Below are 16255 nucleotides of genomic sequence, written 5' to 3'. Positions count from 1 at the left end.
CAGACATGACCGAACGGCCGCGTTTCGCCACTTACACCCACGCCGGCAAGACGAGCTACGGCGCGGTGACCGCCAAAGGTGTTGTCGACCTGGCACCACAGTTCCCGCAATGGCCGACGCTGCGCGAGGTTATCGCGGCGAACGGTCTCGCTCGGCTCACGGAAGCCGCTGAACAGCGCGCGGCCGACATTTCGGAAGCCGAGATCACCTACCAGATCCCGATCCCGGCGCCGGAGAAGCTGATCTGCGTCGGAGTCAACTTCCCCGACCGCAACGAAGAGTACAAGGACGGCCAGGCGGCGCCCGGCAATCCGTCGCTGTTCATCCGTTTCCCGCGTTCCTTTGTCGGCCATGGCGCGGCCATCGTCCGGCCACCGGAGTCACCGCAGTTCGACTATGAAGGCGAGATCGTCATCGTCATCGGCAAGGGCGGACGCCGCATTGCCGAGCGCGACGCGCTCAACCATATCGCAGCACTTTCACTCTGCAACGAAGGCACGATCCGCGACTGGGTCCGGCACGCCAAGTTCAACGTGACCCAGGGCAAGAACTTCGACGCCACCGGCGCCATCGGCCCCTGGCTGGTGCCCTATACGGACGAAGCCCAGCTTGCCGACATTCGCCTGACGACGAAGGTCAATGGCGAGCTGCGGCAGGATGACCGCACAAGCCGCATGATCTTCGGCTTCCGCAAGCTGATCAGCTACATCTCGACCTTCACCGCGCTTGTTCCGGGCGACGTCATCGTCACCGGCACACCGACCGGCGCCGGCGCGCGCTTCGATCCGCCGCGCTGGCTGGTCCCGGGCGACACCGTGGAAGTCGAAGCGGAAGGCATCGGCACATTGCGCAACACCGTCATGGACGAACAGCCATGAAGCTCAAGCCAGAGCAGCATCAGACAGCAGCGCAACGCCTCGACCAGGCCGAAAAGCAGCGCAAGCAGATCGGGCTGTTGTCGCTCGATCACCCCGAGATGGAGATGGAGGACGCCTATGCCGTGCAGGCCGCATGGGTCCAGCTCAAGCTCGCCCAGGGTCGGCGCAGGATCGGCTGGAAGATCGGCCTGACATCGAAGGCGATGCAATATGCGCTCAACATCGACATTCCCGATTCAGGCGTCCTGCTTGACGACATGATGTTCGCCGATGCCGCGACCATCCCGACTGACCGCTTCATCCAGCCGCGCATCGAGGCCGAGATCGCTTTCGTCATGAAAGCGCCGCTGCAGGGTCCGAACACGACGGTGTTCGACGTGCTCAACGCCACCGATTTCATTGCGCCGGCCATCGAGATCCTCGACACGCGTATCCTGCGCAGCGACCCGGCAACGGGCCGCACCCGCACCATCGTCGACACCATCTCCGACAACGCCGCCAATGCCGGCATCATCACCGGCGGGCGGCCAATGCGGCCGACCGAGGCCGACATGCGCTGGATCGGCGCCATCGTATCGCGCAATGGCGAAGTCGAGGAAACCGGCCTGGGTGCTGGCGTGCTCAATCATCCTGCAGCCGGCATAGCCTGGCTGGCCAACCGGCTCGCCATGTTCGGCGGTTCGATTGCGGCCGGCGACATCGTGCTCTCGGGCTCGTTCATCCGCCCCGTCGAAGCGCGCCACGGCGACACCATCATGGCCGACTTCGGCCCCTTCGGCACCGTAAGCGCCTACTTCGCCTGAGGACATCGTCATGCCCGCACCACGCAACATTTTTAAAGCCGCCCTGCTGAACGGCGACGCCCAGATCGGCCTCTGGCTCGGTCTTGCCAATGCCTACACCGCCGAGATCTGCGCCGGCGCCGGCTTCGACTGGCTGGTCATCGACGGCGAGCACGCGCCGAACGACCTGCCCGTCATGGCCGCGCAACTACAGGCCATCGCGGCCTCCGGCTCTCATGCCGTCGTGCGCCCGCCGATCGGCGAAACCTGGATCATCAAGCAACTGCTCGACATCGGCGCCCAGACCATCCTGGTACCGATGGTCGAAACCGCCGACCAGGCGAAAGAGCTGGTCAAGGCAATGCGCTACCCGCCGCATGGCGTGCGCGGCGTGGGCGCAGCGCTTGCCCGCGCTTCCGCCTTCAACCGCATCCCCGACTATCTGGCCACCGCAAACGACCAGACCTGTCTGCTGGTCCAGCTGGAAAGCCAGGCCGGACTGGCGCAGCTTGAAGCCATCGCCGCTGTCGACGGCGTCGACGGCGTCTTCATCGGCCCGGCCGACCTCGCCGCCGACATGGGCCATCTCGGCAAGCCCGGCGCACCGGAGGTGCAGGCAGCCGTGGAGGATGCGATCCACCGCATTGGCATGTCAGGCAAGGCTGCCGGTATCCTCACCTCCGACCCCAGTCTGGCCCAGCGTTACCTGAACCTCGGTGCAACCTTCGTCGCAGTTGGCAACGACGTCGGCTTGCTGGCACAAGCAACCAGCGCACTTGCGGCGAAGTTCAGGACCAGCGGCAAAGGCGAGCCGCAGGCAAGTGGCTCCGGCTACTGAGAATGCTCTATCTGAAATGAAGAAAGGGCGGTCCTTGTGCCGCCCTTTCCTTTTGCTGTCCTGCGTCTGCCGGCGCCAGCGGGCGGACTGCTTCGGCAGCACAAACTTGCAGCCACATCACGCTCAGCGCGTGATGTGGACCGTCTGCATCTGCATGTACTCCTCCAGCCCCCAGTGGCCGAACTCGACGCCGATGCCTGACTGTTTGGCGCCGCCAAAGGGTGCCGCCGGCGAGATCGAGCTGTGGTCGTTGACCCAGGCGGTTCCACATTCGAGACGCCGCGCCAGAGCTTCCGCTTTCTTGATGTCGGTCGACCAGATCGAACCACCCAGCCCGTTTTCGCTGGCATTGGCGCGCGCAATCGCATCGTCGACGTCGCTGTAGCGCACGATTGGCAGGATCGGGCCGAACTGCTCTTCGTCGACGATGCGCATGCCGTCCGTCACTTCGGTGACGACGGTCAGCGGGAAGAAATAGCCCGCCTCGTCTGACGCTTCGCCGCCTGCCAGGAAACGTCCGCCATTGGCCCGGGCGTCGTCGGCAAGTGCACGCACCAGATCGAACTGCGCCTTGTTTTGCAGGGGCCCGAATTGGCTGGCCGGATCGCTGGCCGGACCGACCTTGGCGGCACGCGCCAGGACAGCGATCTTTTCGGCGAGCGCGTCATGCAGGCTCTCATGCACGTAAAGGCGCTTGAGCGCGGCACATGTCTGGCCGCTATTGCCGAAGGACTTGGCGAAGATCACCGGCGCGATGGCGTCGATGTCGGCGTCGGGCAAGACGATTGCCGCATCGTTTCCGCCGAGTTCGAGCGTCAGGCGCTTCAGCGTGTCGGCGGCATTCGACATGATGTTGCGGCCGGTCGGCGTCGAGCCGGTGAAGACGATCTTGTCGATGCCGGGGTGGCCGGTGATGGCGCGACCAATGCCGCCTTCGCCGGTGACCGAATTGAGCACGCCGCGCGGAAGATGCACATTGGCAAGCTCGACGAGCCGAAGCGTGCTCAGCGGCGTGTAGGACGACGGCTTGATGACCACGCAATTGCCCGCCATCAGCGCCGGCATGACGTGCCAGGTGGCGATCAGCACCGGATGGTTCCACGGCGTGATCGAGCCGACAACGCCGAGCGGCTTGCGGTGTACCTCGATCCTGTTCTTCTCGTCGTCACGGATCACTTCAACCGGTGGCCTGAGCTTTGCCGTCTCGCGCATCCAGTGAATGGCGGCACCAATCTCGCCATGGGCGCTGGCGCGTGGTTTGCCCTGTTCGGTCGAGAGCAGCACCGCCAAGGCATCTTTGTCGGCTTCAACCGCGTTGGCGATCTCGTTGAGCAGGCGTGCCCTCTCTTCGATCACCGTGTCACGCCATGTCGGGAACGCTTTACGCGCGGCTGCGACGGCTGCGTCGAGATGCTCAGGACTGGCGGCAGGACAGTCGGCGAAGACCTCCGCCCGTGCGGGATCGATGACGCCAAACGTGCCTGCCGCCTCCACCCTTTCGCCATTGATGATCATCGCATGGGACTGCGTCATGGTTGTCTCCCTCGAATTTGAACCACCGCAAATCGCGGCACTGGCCGCACAAGCGGCCACGCTTCCTTCAGGCGGCATCGGCGGAAAAGCCGTCCAGCCAGCCTTCCCGTAGCTGCGGCACCGCGCGGATCAGGCTGCGCGTATAGTCGGACTGCGGCTGTTCGAACACGGTACGCGTATCGCCATGCTCGACGATACGTCCTGCCTGCATCACCGCGGTCTTGTGCGAGAAGCGCAGCGCGAGGCCAAGATTGTGGGTGATGAACAGGATGCTGAGGCCCTCGTCCTTGATCAGGCGGGTGAGCAGCTTGACGATGCTTTCCTCGACCAGCGGATCGAGCGCCGAGGTGATCTCGTCGCAGATCAGGATGTCCGGTTTTGCGGCAAGCGAACGGGCGATGCAGACGCGCTGCTTCTGCCCGCCCGAAAGCGATGCCGGATAGCGGTCGAGATAGGCCGCCGGAAGTTCGATCGCCTCCATCAGTTCGAGCAGCCGCTGCTCGGCGGCGACGCCACGCAATCCGTAGAAAAAGCTGAGCGGACGCCCGATGACATCGCGGACGGTCTGGCGCGGATTGAGCGCGAGGTCCGGCAGCTGGTGGATGTACTGGATCAGCCGCCGCTGATCGAAGCTGCGGCGCTCGACCACAGGCGCCAACACGCTGTCGCGCATGCGGATCTGCCCAGTGCGCGCTGGCTGCAGGCCAGCGATGCTGCGCGCCAAAGTGGTCTTGCCGCTGCCGGACTCGCCGACGAGCGCCAGCACCGAGCCGGCGCCAAGCCTGATCGACGCGTCCTTGACCGCCGTGACGCCGCCATAACCGACATCGACGTTGCGGACGTCGAGCAGGGTTTCGTCGCTGCCATTGGCAGTGGCATAGGTGCCATCGCCCTGGTGCGCGACAAGACGCTGGGCGTATTCCGTCTGCGGGTTGTCGACGAGCTGGCGCGTCGGCCCCTGCTCGACCATCTTGCCGTTGCGCATGACGACGACGCGGTCGGCCATCTGCGACACCACGGCCAGGTCATGCGAGATGTAGAGGGCGCCGCAATTGTGGGTGCTCGCCACCTTCTTGATCAGCCTGAGCACCTCGATCTGCGTCGTCACGTCGAGTGCTGTGGTCGGCTCATCGAAAATGATCAGGTCGGGCTGGTTGATCAGCGCCATGGCGATCATCGCCCGCTGCAACTGGCCGCCCGAGACCTGATGCGGATAGCGCCGGCCGAAACTCCTGGGGTCAGGAAGCTGGAGCTCCTCGAACAGCTCGACTGCCATGCGACGCCGCTGGGCTGAGGTCAGCTTCTGCGCCATCGCAGGGATTTCGGTGACCTGGTCCTCGAGCCGGTAGAACGGGTTGAACGCAGCCGCGGCACTTTGGGCGACGTAGGACGCCCTGGTGCGCCGGATGGTTTCGAGCTCGGTGGTTCCGAGTTCCATCAGCGACTGACCACACAGCTCGATCGAGCCTGATGTCGGCCTGCACCCAGACTTGAACAGCATGATCGAGCTCAGCGCCAGCGTGCTCTTGCCGGCCCCTGACTCACCGATGATGCCAAGAACTTCGCCGCGATCGACATGGATCGAGACGTCGTCGAGCAGCACGCCCGACTTTGTCTCGACGCGCAGATTGTCGATGCTCAGTACCCGATTTCCGCTCATTTCACGTCCGGTTTGTCTGAAAAGCGGCCAACAAGCCAATCAACGATCCCGTTCACGCTCAGGCAGAACAGCGCGATGCAGAATGCCGGGATCAGCGGCGTCAGACGGCCGGTTGAAAGGGCGAGCGCATTCTCGCGGACGAGTCCGCCGAGATCGGCCGCAGGCGGCTGGATGCCGATGCCCAGGAAGCTGAGCGAACTGATGAAGAGTGCCGCGGAGGAAAGCCCCAGTCCGAACTGCGCCAAAAGCGACGGCACCATGTTAGGCAGTATTTCCTTGAACAAATACCAGTGCAGCCGTTCGCCACGCAGGCGCCCGACCTCGACATACTCCATCGCCGCGAGGTCGCCGGCGATCGGCCGGGTCACGCGGTAATAGGTGCTCGACTGCAGCACGGCCATGGTCAGGATCAGCGTCGTCAGCGACACGCCGGCGATAGCCAGGATGATCAGCGCAAAGATGATCTGCGGGATCGACATCAGTATGTCGACGGCACGGCCGATGACGATATCGACCCAACCCTTGCTCAGGCCGGCGATAATGGCCAGCGACACGCCGATCATGCAGGCAAGGGTGGTGGCGATCAGCGTCGCAACGAAGGTGTAGCGCGTGGCGTAGAGAATGCGGGACAGCATGTCCCGGCCGAGGCCGTCGGCACCCAGCAGACCGCCCACGCCGGGCGCATCGAAAGCGGCATGGACCATCTCATTCGGCGGGAACGGCGCCAGCACCGGCGCAAGGATGGCGGCTGCCGCCATCGTTGCGAGGACGGCAAGGGAAACGGTCAGCGTCAACTTGCTCGACACGGTTCAGTTCCCCTTCCTGGGCAGGCGCTGACGCGGATTGACGAGCATGGCCAAAAAGTCGGCGGCAAAATTGAGCGAGATGAAGATGGTCGAGAACAGCACGCCGCAGGCCAGCACCATCGGGATGTCGCGATAGGCGACCGCGTCGACCATCAGCTTGCCCATGCCGGGATAGTTGAACACCGCCTCGATCACCACGACGTCGACGATCAGATACGCCATGGTGATCATGCAGATCGAAACGATCGGCGACAGTGCGTTGGGCAGCGCGTGCTTGAGGATGATCCTGTTGCGCGGAATGCCTTTGGTCTCGGCCATCAGGATATAGTCCGAACTCATCACTCCGAGCACGGCAGCGCGGGTGAGTTTCATCACATGGGCCTGGGCTACCAGCACCAGGGTCAGCACCGGCAATGTCAGCGCCGAAATCCATGTCGGCAGGCTGGCGCTGGAGCGAACCATCGACAGCGGTGGAAACAGCCCCAGCTTGACCGCGAAGATGAAGACCAAGAGGTAGCCGATCAGGAACGACGGCATCGACAGGAAGATCGCGGAGATCGAACCGGTGGCGGTGTCAATCGCCTTGCCGCGGTTGATCGCCGCGAGCAGCCCGACGCCGACGGCCAGCGGCAGGACGATCACCGCCGCCGAAAAGGCAAGGATCAGCGAGTTGATCAGCCGCGGCACCAACAGGTTGATGACCGGCTGCGAATTGGACAGCGATGTCCCGAAATCGCCGTGCAGCGCATTGCCGAGCCAGTGGAAATAGCGCACCGGCAAAGGTTGGTCGAGGCCCAGCTCGGTACGCAGGGCCAGGACCGTTTCAGGGGTGGCATTCTGGCCGAGCAACGCATTGGCTGCGTCGCCCGGCAACATCGACGTTCCCAGGAAAACCAGGAACGAAATGAAAAAGATCGACACGAGCCCGGACGCAACCCTGGCGACTACGAACGATTTCACCGGGGAATTGGCGAACAGAGTCATGCCGTCTTGTCCTGTCAGGCGAACCAGACCTGCTCGATGGCGCGGTAGCCGGCCATCTGCAGAGCCGACGGCACGAAACCGTCGAGGTCGCTGGTCGTGCCTTCAACCGTGCTGGAGAAGAAAGGAATGATGGTGCCGCCATCTTCCCGGCAGATCTTCTGTGCGGTCGCATAGAAGGCCTTGCGCTTCTCGAGGTCAGGCTCGGCGCGCGCGGCGATGACGGCGGCGTCGAAGTCCTTGTTCACCCACTTGCACTCGTTGTTTCCGGATGTGCTGAGGAAGGCGACCGAGAAGATCGCATCGGCAGTCGGCCGGTCGGAACGGGCCGAAACATGGAACGGCGTCTGGCCGACGATGGTTTCCCAATAACCGTCCGACGGCTCGCGCTTGACCTCGATCGGAATACCCGCCTTGGCGGCGTGCTCCTGGAAGATCACCGCCATGTCGACGGCACGCGACGAGATCGCTTCCGAGGTCTGCAGCACCAGCGGACCCTTGAAGCCGGTCTTGTCGAACAGTTCCTTGGCGCGCTTCGGATCGTATTCAGTCTGCGGCAGGTCGGCGGCAAAGACCGGATCGCTCGGTGCAACCGGCGTATCGTTGGCGATGCGGCCGACGCCGACCGAGACACGCTCGAGCATGTCGGGACGGTTGACGGCGAGCTTGAGCGCCATGCGCATGTCGGGATTGTCGAACGGCGCCATGTCGGTGCGCATGTTGAAGCAGATGAAGCCGCGGCCTTCGGTGTTGTAGATCTTCAGGTTCTGCATCTGGCGCATCAGCGGCGCGGTACGGGCGTCGAGCAGCGTGGTCAGATGGATCTGGCCGCTCTGGAACGCGCTGCCAAGCGCCGAGGCATCGTTGATGGCGAGGAATTCGAGGCTGTCGACGAAAGCTGCGTCCGACTTGAAGTAGTTTTCGTTGCGCTCGGCTTCGAGAACCTCGCCCGGCGAAAACCGCTTCAGCTTGTAAGGGCCGGTGCCGACACCGTCGAAGGTCGTCGTCCCGGCCGGAACGATGCCCAGCGAGAACGCCGTCAGCATCGCCGGGAACATGTAGTTGGCTTCGGGCAGGTCGATGATGACGCGGTTCGGCCCATCGGCGCGGATATCGCTCACGCCCTTGATGATGCTGCGCATGTTGGAGCGCGACGCTTCTTCGGCATGGCGCTTCAGCGAGAACACCACGTCCTCGCTGGTAAAGGCCTTGCCATTGTGGAAGGTCGCACCTTCGACCAGATCGAAGATCCAGCTCTTGCCGCCATTGGCCGGCTCCCAGCTCTTGGCGAGGCCGGGCCGCAGTTCCATGTCGAGGCCATGGACCTCGATCAGCGAATTGTAGGTGATGCCGGACATGACCGCGGTATAGGGCGAACCGAACGTGCGCGGATCCAGCGAATCCGCCGTCGAGGCGCCACCGCTGGCCACGACAAGGTGCCCGCCGCGCTTGGGCTCGGCCGCCCATGCGCCACCGCCGGGCAAAGCCGCCATCAGGCCGGAAGCCGCTGAGATCTTGAGCAGGCTTCGGCGCGAAATCGTAAACATCTTCCTCACTCCCTTTTTCGCAAATTGACCCGCAACGCCGCTTCTCTTGCGGCGTTCAGCAGGCATTCCCCTCTGCATTTCGGCTTGGAACCAAAGCGGCAGGACGCAGACCCTGCCGTTCCTCCGTGGTCAGTCGCCGGCTTCTCCTTTCGCCAGGTCGCCCAACTGACGCGACTTGACGAACTGCAGACGTCCGTAAACGAGGTTTCTGGCCGCATCGGGCTCACGCGCCTCGATGCAGGCGATCAGCGCGCGCTGGAACGCCACCGCGCGACGGGCCACGTCAGGCGAAGATCCCCTGACATAGAGCGGCATCAGGACATGGCTCAGCGCCCTGAATTGCGCTGCCAGCACCCGATTGTGTGAGGCGGCGACGACGCAGCCGTGAAAGTTGATCGCCGCCCAGGTGAACTCCTCGGCGTCGTCGACCAGACGCTCGGCCTCGGCCAGCGCATCATGCAGCGCCTTGATGTCGGCACCGGTCGCATTGCTGGCGGCAAGCCCCGCCGCCATCACTTCGATGGCAATCTGCGTGTCGAGCAGTTCCTCGGTGCTTATCCCGATCAGCTTCAGCTGAATGGCGATGGTCTCGGCCAGCCGCTCCGAATTGCCCTCGGCAACGAAGATGCCGCCCTTGATGCCGACCTTGACCTCGATCACGCCCGACGCCTGCAGCGAACGCAAGGCATCGCGCATGGTCATGCGGCTGACGCCGAACTGCAGCGCAAGCGAAGCTTCCGAACCCAGCCGATCACCGGGCGCCAGCCTGCCGGCAAACAGCACGGTCCGGATCTGGTCGATCACACTCGCCGACAGCGTCGTCTGCTTGCCCGAAGACCACAGCCGCTCGGCCGGGCCAACCATCTGGGTAAGACCGCTACCTTCGGCGTCAGGTGCCTTTTGCATGTCGATCCCTTTGATAAGATATTTAGGACAAAAAAGATCATTCCAAGCCAAATATCAAGCGAAAAATGACGATTGCGCGACCAAATTTTTTAAACTATCATATATTTCAAGATTGGCGGTGACGAGCTCCCGCATTCAACAATTTCAATCAGTTGAGTTGGATATGGTCACAGAAGATCAGATAGATCGCTCGTTGCGCATCGGCTGCGAGAGGGTTCGGACGGCCGATCGCGAGATCCTGCCCGTCATCAACCCCGCCAGCGGTGAAACCGTCGGCGAAATCCCAGTTGCGACCACCGTCGACCTGGACAATGCACTGGCTGCGGCCGACACGGCCTTCCGCTCCTGGCGCAAGGTTTCGGCCTTCGAGCGCTACAAGATCCTGCGCCAGGCAGCGGCCCTGCTGCGTGAACGCGCACCTGCCATCGCCCGCTTCATGACGCTCGAACAAGGAAAGCCGGTCGGCGATTCCATGGCCGAGGTGCAAGGTGCTGCCGACATCTTCGACTGGTATGCCGAGGAAGGCCGACGCGCCTATGGACGCATCATCCCGTCGCGCACAGCGGGTGTCCGCAGCCTGGTGTTCCGCGAGCCGATCGGCCCGGTCGCAGCCTTCACGCCGTGGAATTTCCCGGTCACCATCCCGGCGCGCAAGATCGCCGCTGCCCTTGCCGCCGGCTGTTCCTGCATCGCCAAGCCGGCTGAGGAGACACCTTCACCGACGCTGGCGATTGCCCAGGCGCTCGCAGATGCCGGCCTTCCCGACGGCGTGCTCAACATCGTCTTCGGCGTGCCGGACCATATTTCGACGCATCTGATCGCATCGCCGATCATCAAGAAGATTTCGTTCACCGGCTCGACCCGCGTCGGCAAACACCTCGCCAGACTGGCGGCAGACGGCGTCAAGCCGGCGACGCTCGAACTCGGCGGCCACGCTCCCACGATCGTTTTCGCCGACGCCGATATCGAGAAGGCGGCGGAGATGACGGCACGGTCCAAGTATCGCAATGCCGGCCAGATTTGCATCACGCCGACACGCTTTTACCTGCACGAAGCCATTCACGACCGGTTCGTCGCAAAATTCCGCGCCGTCGCTGCGTCACTCAAGCTGGGTGATGGCCTCGATCCTGCAACGCAGATGGGTCCCCTCGCCAATAGCCGCCGCATCGACGCCATGGAAAGCCTGGTTTCGGACGCGCAGCGCGCCGGCGCCCGCATCGAGCTGGGCGGCGAACGCAAGGGCGAGCGCGGCTACTTCTGGCAGCCGACCGTGCTGACCGACGTACCGAACGAGGCGCGGATCATGAATGAGGAGCCGTTCGGCCCGGTCGCTGTGACACGTCGATTCAAGGACTTCGACGACGTCGTTGCCGAGGCCAACAGGCTTCCTTTCGGCTTATCCGCCTATGCCTTCACCCGCGACACGACGACGGCCACCCGCATCGGCGACGAACTCGAATCCGGCATGGTCGGCATCAACAACATGATGCTGACGACGCCCGAGACCCCGTTCGGCGGGGTCAAGGAGAGCGGCTATGGCTCCGAAGGCGGGGCGGAAGGCCTTGATAGCTATCTCGTGACCAAATTCGTGACACAGGGTTGAAGCGTAGCGCAATGACCGAGCATTCCATTCCCAACTTCCGTGAGATCGGCGAAATCACCGGGTCGACGGATTCCCGCGACGTGCTGGCGCACGCCACCAAGCAGGCCGCCAGGAATTTCGACGACTATCTCATCGTCGACGTCGACGCCCATGTTTCGGAAGATCATTTCTGGTCGGAGATCATCGACCTGATCGACAATGACGTGCTGCGTCAGATCGGCCAGCACCAGGTCAAGGGCTTTGGCGGCCAGAACGCGCTGCTCAACATCTCACCGGGCCTGTCGCTGCAAAGCGTCGGCGGCCGCATCGGCCACCAGGGCCGGCGCGAGCCGGTCAGCGACGACAGTGTCCACCGCTTCATCTCGACCGCCCGCCGCAGCATGGATGCGATGGGTCTCGACTACCAAGTGGTGTTCCCGAGCGCCATGCTGCTGCTCGGCATGCACCCGCAGGACGAGATCGAGGTGGCGCTGGCCAAGGCGTTCAACCGCTGGATGATCGAACGCATCCTGCCGATCGACAGCCGCATGAAGGGCCTGCTCTATTTGCCCTTCAACACGCCCGAGGCGTGCGAAGAGCTGGTCGAGCGCTACGGCGACACCGAAGGCATCATCGGCTTCACCGTCTGCTCGACCCGCAACAAGCCGGTCCACCACGACTGCTACATGCGGCTCTATTCGATGATCCAGGATCTGGACAAGCCGCTGGCTTTCCACTCCGGCTATCATTGGGGCGATCCGTCCTTCGCGCAGCTCAACCGCTTCCTGTCGATGCATGCGCTGTCGTTCACCCACTACAACCAGATCCATCTCACCAATTGGATCGTCAACGCGATGCCCGAGCGCTTCCCCAAGCTCAACATGCTGTGGGTGGAGAGTGGCCTCGCCTGGATCCCGTTCCTGATGCAGCGGCTCGACCATGAAGTGCTGATGCGCCCCAGCGAGGCCCCTGGCCTGAAGCGGCTGCCGAGCGAATATATGCGCGAGATGTACTACACGAGCCAGCCGCTCGAGCGCACCAACATGAAGCTTCTCGAAGCGACCATGGAGGCGATGAACGCCGAGACCCAGTTGCTCTACTCCTCGGACTGGCCGCACTGGGACTGGGATTCGCCGGCGACCATCGACTCGCTGCCGTTCCTCTCCGAGCAGGCCAAGCGCAACATCCTCGGCCTCAACGCCGCGCGGCTGTTCAAGCTCGACACGACCCGTCGCAAGCCGCTGGCTGAGGACGTCCTCGCCAATCGCCCCAAAACCGCATCGTAATGGCACAGAACATGACGACATCAGAACATGGCGCTGGTTTCAGCGCGGCCGCCGCAGCGATAGCCGCATCTGCTGAGGAGGCCCTGGCATCCGGAACGCTCGACAGGGTGAGCGAGGCCGATATCGCCGTAGCACTCACCGCGCTCGGCAAGCTCTACGCAACCAAAGTCGAGAAGTCGGACAAGATTTTTCCGCCTGTCGGTCAGGACGCGCTGACCGCCACCGAGACAGCAGTCTTGGTCAGCGAACTGCTGCGCGCCGCCGATCTCAACGTCTTCGACCTCGCAATGTGGTTCCGGAGGGCATCGTGAGCGCCCCTGACATGGCGACGGCAGCGTCGCAACAGATCGTGTTGGGCCGTCACGACGAGCTCAAGAAGCGCCAACGCATGGTCATCGATGTCGACGGCACAGGCATCGGCATCTACTTCGTCGGCGAAGAAGTGCGCGCCTACCTCAACATCTGCCCGCATATGGGCGGACCGGTTTGCCAGGGCAAGATCATGCCGCGCACGCTGGAACTGGTGGCCGACAACGGCAAGAGCCTCGGCCTTGGCTTTTCCAAGGAACAGCTCCACATCGTCTGTCCCTGGCATGGCTTCGAGTTCGACATGTTGACCGGCCGTCACCCGATCGACCCAAAGGTCGGCCTGACTCCTGTTCCCGTGCAGGTAACCGACGGCAACGTCGTGGTGACAGTCGGGAGCCCACGGGCATGACGGCGATGGTGGAAACCGACGTCCTCATCGTCGGCGCCGGGCCGGTCGGGCTGACGCTGGGCATGATCCTGGCGCAGCGCGGCGTCGCCGTGACGATCCTTGAGACACGTCACCATGGCGAACCGCCGAACGTGAAATGCAATCACGTCTCGGCACGTTCGATGGAGATACTGAGGCGGCTGGGCGTCGCCGGCGCGGCACGCAATGCCGGCTTGCCCGAGGATTATGCCAACGACATCGCCTACCGCACCTCGATGACCGGCAAGGCGATCACGCGCATCCCCATCCCCTGCCGACGCGACCGCTTCACGGCAACAGGCGGGCCCGATACCGACTGGCCGACTGCCGAGCCGCCACACCGTATCAACCAGCTGTTCCTGGAGCCGATCCTGTTCGAACACGCAGTGGCAATGCCGGGGCTGACGGTGCTCAACCGCACCGAATATCTGTCGCATGCCGAAACCAAAGATGGCGTTCAGATCAGCGCCCGCAACATAGACAGCGGCGAACAGACGACGATCGCGGCGCGTTATCTCGCCGGCTGCGATGGCGGCCGCTCGCAGGTTCGCCGCGACATCGGCGCCAAGCTCGTCGGCGACGCCGTCGTGCAGCGCGTGCAGTCGACCTACATCCGCGCGCCGCAGTTGCTCGGCATGATGAACGACGCGCCGGCCTGGGCGAGCTTTTCGCTCAATCCACGGCGCAGTGGCAATGTTTATGCCATCGACGGCCGCGAGACCTGGCTGGTGCACAACTATCTGCGTGACGACGAGCCGGATTTCGACAGCGTCGACCGCGACTGGTCGATCCGCGAAATCCTCGGCGTCGGACCGGACTTTTCCTACGAGGTCCTGTCCAACGAAGACTGGTTCGGCCGTCGCCTCGTCGCCGACAGCTTCCACAAAGGCCGGGTCTTCATCTGCGGCGACGCAGCACATCTGTGGGTGCCTTACGCCGGCTACGGCATGAACGCCGGCATCGCCGACGCCGAGTGCCTGGGCTGGCTGCTTGCCGCCAACATCGCCGGATGGGGCAATGCAGGCATGCTCGATGCCTATGCCGCCGAGCGCCAGCCGATCACCGAGCAGGTCTCGGTCTTCGCCATGAACCATGCCCATGCCATGGCCAAGGAACGCAAGGTCGTGCCTGTCGACATCGAAGACGACACGGCAGAAGGTGCCGCCGCGCGCGAGGCGCTGGGACGCAAGATCTACGACCTGAACGTCCAGCAATATTGCTGCGGCGGCCTCAACTTCGGCTACTATTACGACCGTTCGCCGATCATATCCTATGACGAGCAGGCGCAGCCGGCCTACTCGATGGCCGAGTTCACGCCGTCGACGGTGCCCGGCTGTCGCACGCCGCACATCTGGTTGGCGGACAAGCGCTCGCTCTATGACGCGATGGGCCCCGACTACACCTTGCTGCGCTTCGACCCGTCCCGCGACGTCACACCCTTGATGGCGGCGGCAGCCGCGCGTGGGATTCCGGTCCAGCTGCTTGACGTGGTGCCCGGCAGCGATGGCGTGGGGCCTTACGCCGAAGCCCTGGTGCTGTCGCGTCCTGACCGGCACGTCGCCTGGCGCGGCGATGCCTGCCCGACCGACCCCAACGCCCTGCTCGACACCATCACCGGCACCACCGCCTCAATGAACTGAGGCGGGCCAATGCGAAATTTTCTGGAATTCTGGAGTGCCCGATGAAGATCATCGACTGTCACGCACATATGGCGGTGCCGCATCAGCTTCCCGCCTACAAGGCCAGCATCCTGTCGCATCGCGGCGCGCATGGCCGCAAGGCGCCGCCTGTATCCAACGAAGCGCTGGAGCAGGCCTTCAACCGCGTCGAGATGGCACCGATGGGTCACCTCGCCTGTCTCGACCAGGCCGGCGTCGACATCCAGCTTTTGTCGCCGCGCCCGTTCCAGCTCATGCATTCCGAAGAACCCAAGAAGCTGGTGCACTGGTATGTCGAATACGCCAACGACATCATCGCCCAGGAATGCGCACTCTATCCGGAGCGCTTCTATGGCGTCGCCGGCCTGCCGCAGACCGGTGACAGCCCTATCACCGAGGCGCTGCCGGAGCTCGAACGCTGCGTCAAGGAATTCGGCTTCCGCGGCTGCCTGATCAACCCCGATCCGTTCGAAAACAATGGCCGCATGGCGCCGCCGATGGGCGATCGCTACTGGTACCCGCTCTACGAAAAGCTCTGCGAACTCGACGTCGTCGGCCATATCCATTCGGCAAGCTCACGGGCGCCTGAGCGCGAACCCTATTCGCTGCACTTCATCAACGAAGAGACCACCGCGGTCTACGGCCTGTGCAAGTCGACCGTGCTGGAAGACTTTCCCGCGCTCAAGATCCTGGTCAGCCACGGCGGCGGCGCGATCCCCTACCAGCTCGGCCGCTTCGACGCGACCACGGTGCCGCGCAACGGCATGTCGACATCAGGTGTGCGTTTCCGCGACAGGCTGCAGAAGCTCTATTTCGACACCGTGCTCTATTCGCGCGACGCGATCGAACTGCTGGTCAAGGTGGTCGGCGCCTCGCAGTGCCTCTACGGCGCGGAAATGCCCGGCGTCGGATCATCGATCGACCCCGAGACCGGCGAGACCTTCGACACCATCATCCCGCACATCAACGGTCTGTCGTTCATCTCTGATGATGAACGCAAGGCAATCCTGGGCGGCAATGCCGCGCGGCTTTTCAACATCGAAGCCTGAAGCCAGGTCACCT

General features: G+C 63.5%; 15 protein-coding genes. 9 read left to right on the top strand and 6 right to left on the bottom strand.

Annotation, left to right across the window (positions count from 1 at the left end; all coding sequences use genetic code 11):
- Positions 1 to 5: 5 nt before the first annotated feature.
- The 3 genes from Amn_RS28445 to hpaI are packed head-to-tail and all read left to right on the top strand — an operon-like array spanning position 6 to position 2498.
- On the top strand, positions 6 to 878 hold the full coding sequence (locus Amn_RS28445; RefSeq protein WP_067967611.1) for a fumarylacetoacetate hydrolase family protein: 873 nt from the start codon (positions 6 to 8) through the stop codon (positions 876 to 878).
- Positions 875 to 1681, top strand: coding sequence for a 2-oxo-hept-4-ene-1,7-dioate hydratase (hpaH, locus tag Amn_RS28440; RefSeq protein ID WP_067967609.1), 807 nt, complete (start codon positions 875 to 877; stop codon positions 1679 to 1681). Before Amn_RS28445 ends, hpaH begins: the two co-directional genes overlap by 4 nt.
- 10 nt (positions 1682 to 1691) lie before the next feature.
- On the top strand, positions 1692 to 2498 hold the full coding sequence (gene hpaI, locus Amn_RS28435) for a 4-hydroxy-2-oxoheptanedioate aldolase (RefSeq protein ID WP_286298938.1): 807 nt from the start codon (positions 1692 to 1694) through the stop codon (positions 2496 to 2498).
- Positions 2499 to 2621: 123 nt separating this feature from the next.
- Here the strand turns inward: hpaI and Amn_RS28430 are convergent, their stop codons facing one another.
- The 6 genes from Amn_RS28430 to Amn_RS28405 all read right to left on the bottom strand — a co-directional run bounded on the left by Amn_RS28430 (position 2622) and on the right by Amn_RS28405 (position 9931).
- The gene (locus Amn_RS28430) at positions 2622 to 4031 is read right to left on the bottom strand and encodes an aldehyde dehydrogenase family protein (protein ID WP_154384276.1); all 1410 of its coding nucleotides are present in this window, start codon (positions 4029 to 4031) and stop codon (positions 2622 to 2624) included.
- 67 nt (positions 4032 to 4098) lie between these two features.
- Entirely contained in the window at positions 4099 to 5691 is a 1593-nt protein-coding gene (locus Amn_RS28425) for an ABC transporter ATP-binding protein (RefSeq protein ID WP_154384275.1), read from the bottom strand.
- The gene (locus Amn_RS28420) at positions 5688 to 6497 is read right to left on the bottom strand and encodes an ABC transporter permease (RefSeq protein ID WP_245432197.1); all 810 of its coding nucleotides are present in this window, start codon (positions 6495 to 6497) and stop codon (positions 5688 to 5690) included. The genes Amn_RS28425 and Amn_RS28420 overlap by 4 nt, the downstream gene beginning before the upstream one ends.
- A 3-nt stretch (positions 6498 to 6500) precedes the next feature.
- Positions 6501 to 7481: an ABC transporter permease gene (locus Amn_RS28415; RefSeq protein WP_067967595.1), complete on the bottom strand. Its 981-nt coding sequence runs from the start codon at positions 7479 to 7481 to the stop codon at positions 6501 to 6503.
- 14 nt (positions 7482 to 7495) lie between these two features.
- Complete coding sequence (locus Amn_RS28410) at positions 7496 to 9025, bottom strand: ABC transporter substrate-binding protein (RefSeq protein WP_067967591.1); 1530 nt, start codon at positions 9023 to 9025, stop codon at positions 7496 to 7498.
- A gap of 129 nt (positions 9026 to 9154) precedes the next feature.
- The gene (locus tag Amn_RS28405; RefSeq protein WP_067967588.1) at positions 9155 to 9931 is read right to left on the bottom strand and encodes a FadR/GntR family transcriptional regulator; all 777 of its coding nucleotides are present in this window, start codon (positions 9929 to 9931) and stop codon (positions 9155 to 9157) included.
- Positions 9932 to 10094: 163 nt separating this feature from the next.
- Here Amn_RS28405 and Amn_RS28400 point away from each other — a divergent pair, with 163 nt between their 5' ends.
- The 6 genes from Amn_RS28400 to Amn_RS28375 are packed head-to-tail and all read left to right on the top strand — an operon-like array spanning position 10095 to position 16242.
- Positions 10095 to 11534, top strand: a complete 1440-nt coding sequence (locus tag Amn_RS28400; RefSeq protein ID WP_286298935.1) for an NAD-dependent succinate-semialdehyde dehydrogenase — start codon at positions 10095 to 10097, stop codon at positions 11532 to 11534.
- Between the two features lie 11 nt (positions 11535 to 11545).
- The gene (locus tag Amn_RS28395) at positions 11546 to 12799 is read left to right on the top strand and encodes an amidohydrolase family protein (protein ID WP_154384273.1); all 1254 of its coding nucleotides are present in this window, start codon (positions 11546 to 11548) and stop codon (positions 12797 to 12799) included.
- Between the two features lie 11 nt (positions 12800 to 12810).
- Positions 12811 to 13110 (top strand): hypothetical protein, encoded by a 300-nt coding sequence (locus tag Amn_RS28390; protein WP_157097240.1) that lies wholly within the window; start codon positions 12811 to 12813, stop codon positions 13108 to 13110.
- Positions 13107 to 13517 carry a Rieske (2Fe-2S) protein gene (locus Amn_RS28385; protein WP_210252501.1) on the top strand — a complete coding sequence of 137 codons (411 nt, stop codon included), beginning with the start codon at positions 13107 to 13109 and terminating at the stop codon, positions 13515 to 13517. Before Amn_RS28390 ends, Amn_RS28385 begins: the two co-directional genes overlap by 4 nt.
- Positions 13514 to 15175 (top strand): FAD-dependent oxidoreductase, encoded by a 1662-nt coding sequence (locus tag Amn_RS28380; protein WP_286298931.1) that lies wholly within the window; start codon positions 13514 to 13516, stop codon positions 15173 to 15175. The genes Amn_RS28385 and Amn_RS28380 overlap by 4 nt, the downstream gene beginning before the upstream one ends.
- Positions 15176 to 15216: 41 nt before the next feature.
- A complete protein-coding gene (locus tag Amn_RS28375; protein ID WP_067967571.1) occupies positions 15217 to 16242 on the top strand; it encodes an amidohydrolase family protein in 1026 nt (341 codons plus the stop codon).
- Positions 16243 to 16255: the final 13 nt, after the last annotated feature.

The sequence above is a fragment of the Aminobacter sp. Y103A genome, from assembly GCF_030294925.1.
GTDB classification, from domain to species: Bacteria; Pseudomonadota; Alphaproteobacteria; order Rhizobiales; family Rhizobiaceae; genus Aminobacter; species Aminobacter ciceronei.
The sequence above is the reverse complement of the archived record's forward strand: the minus strand, read 5'-3'. Positions and strand labels throughout refer to the sequence as shown.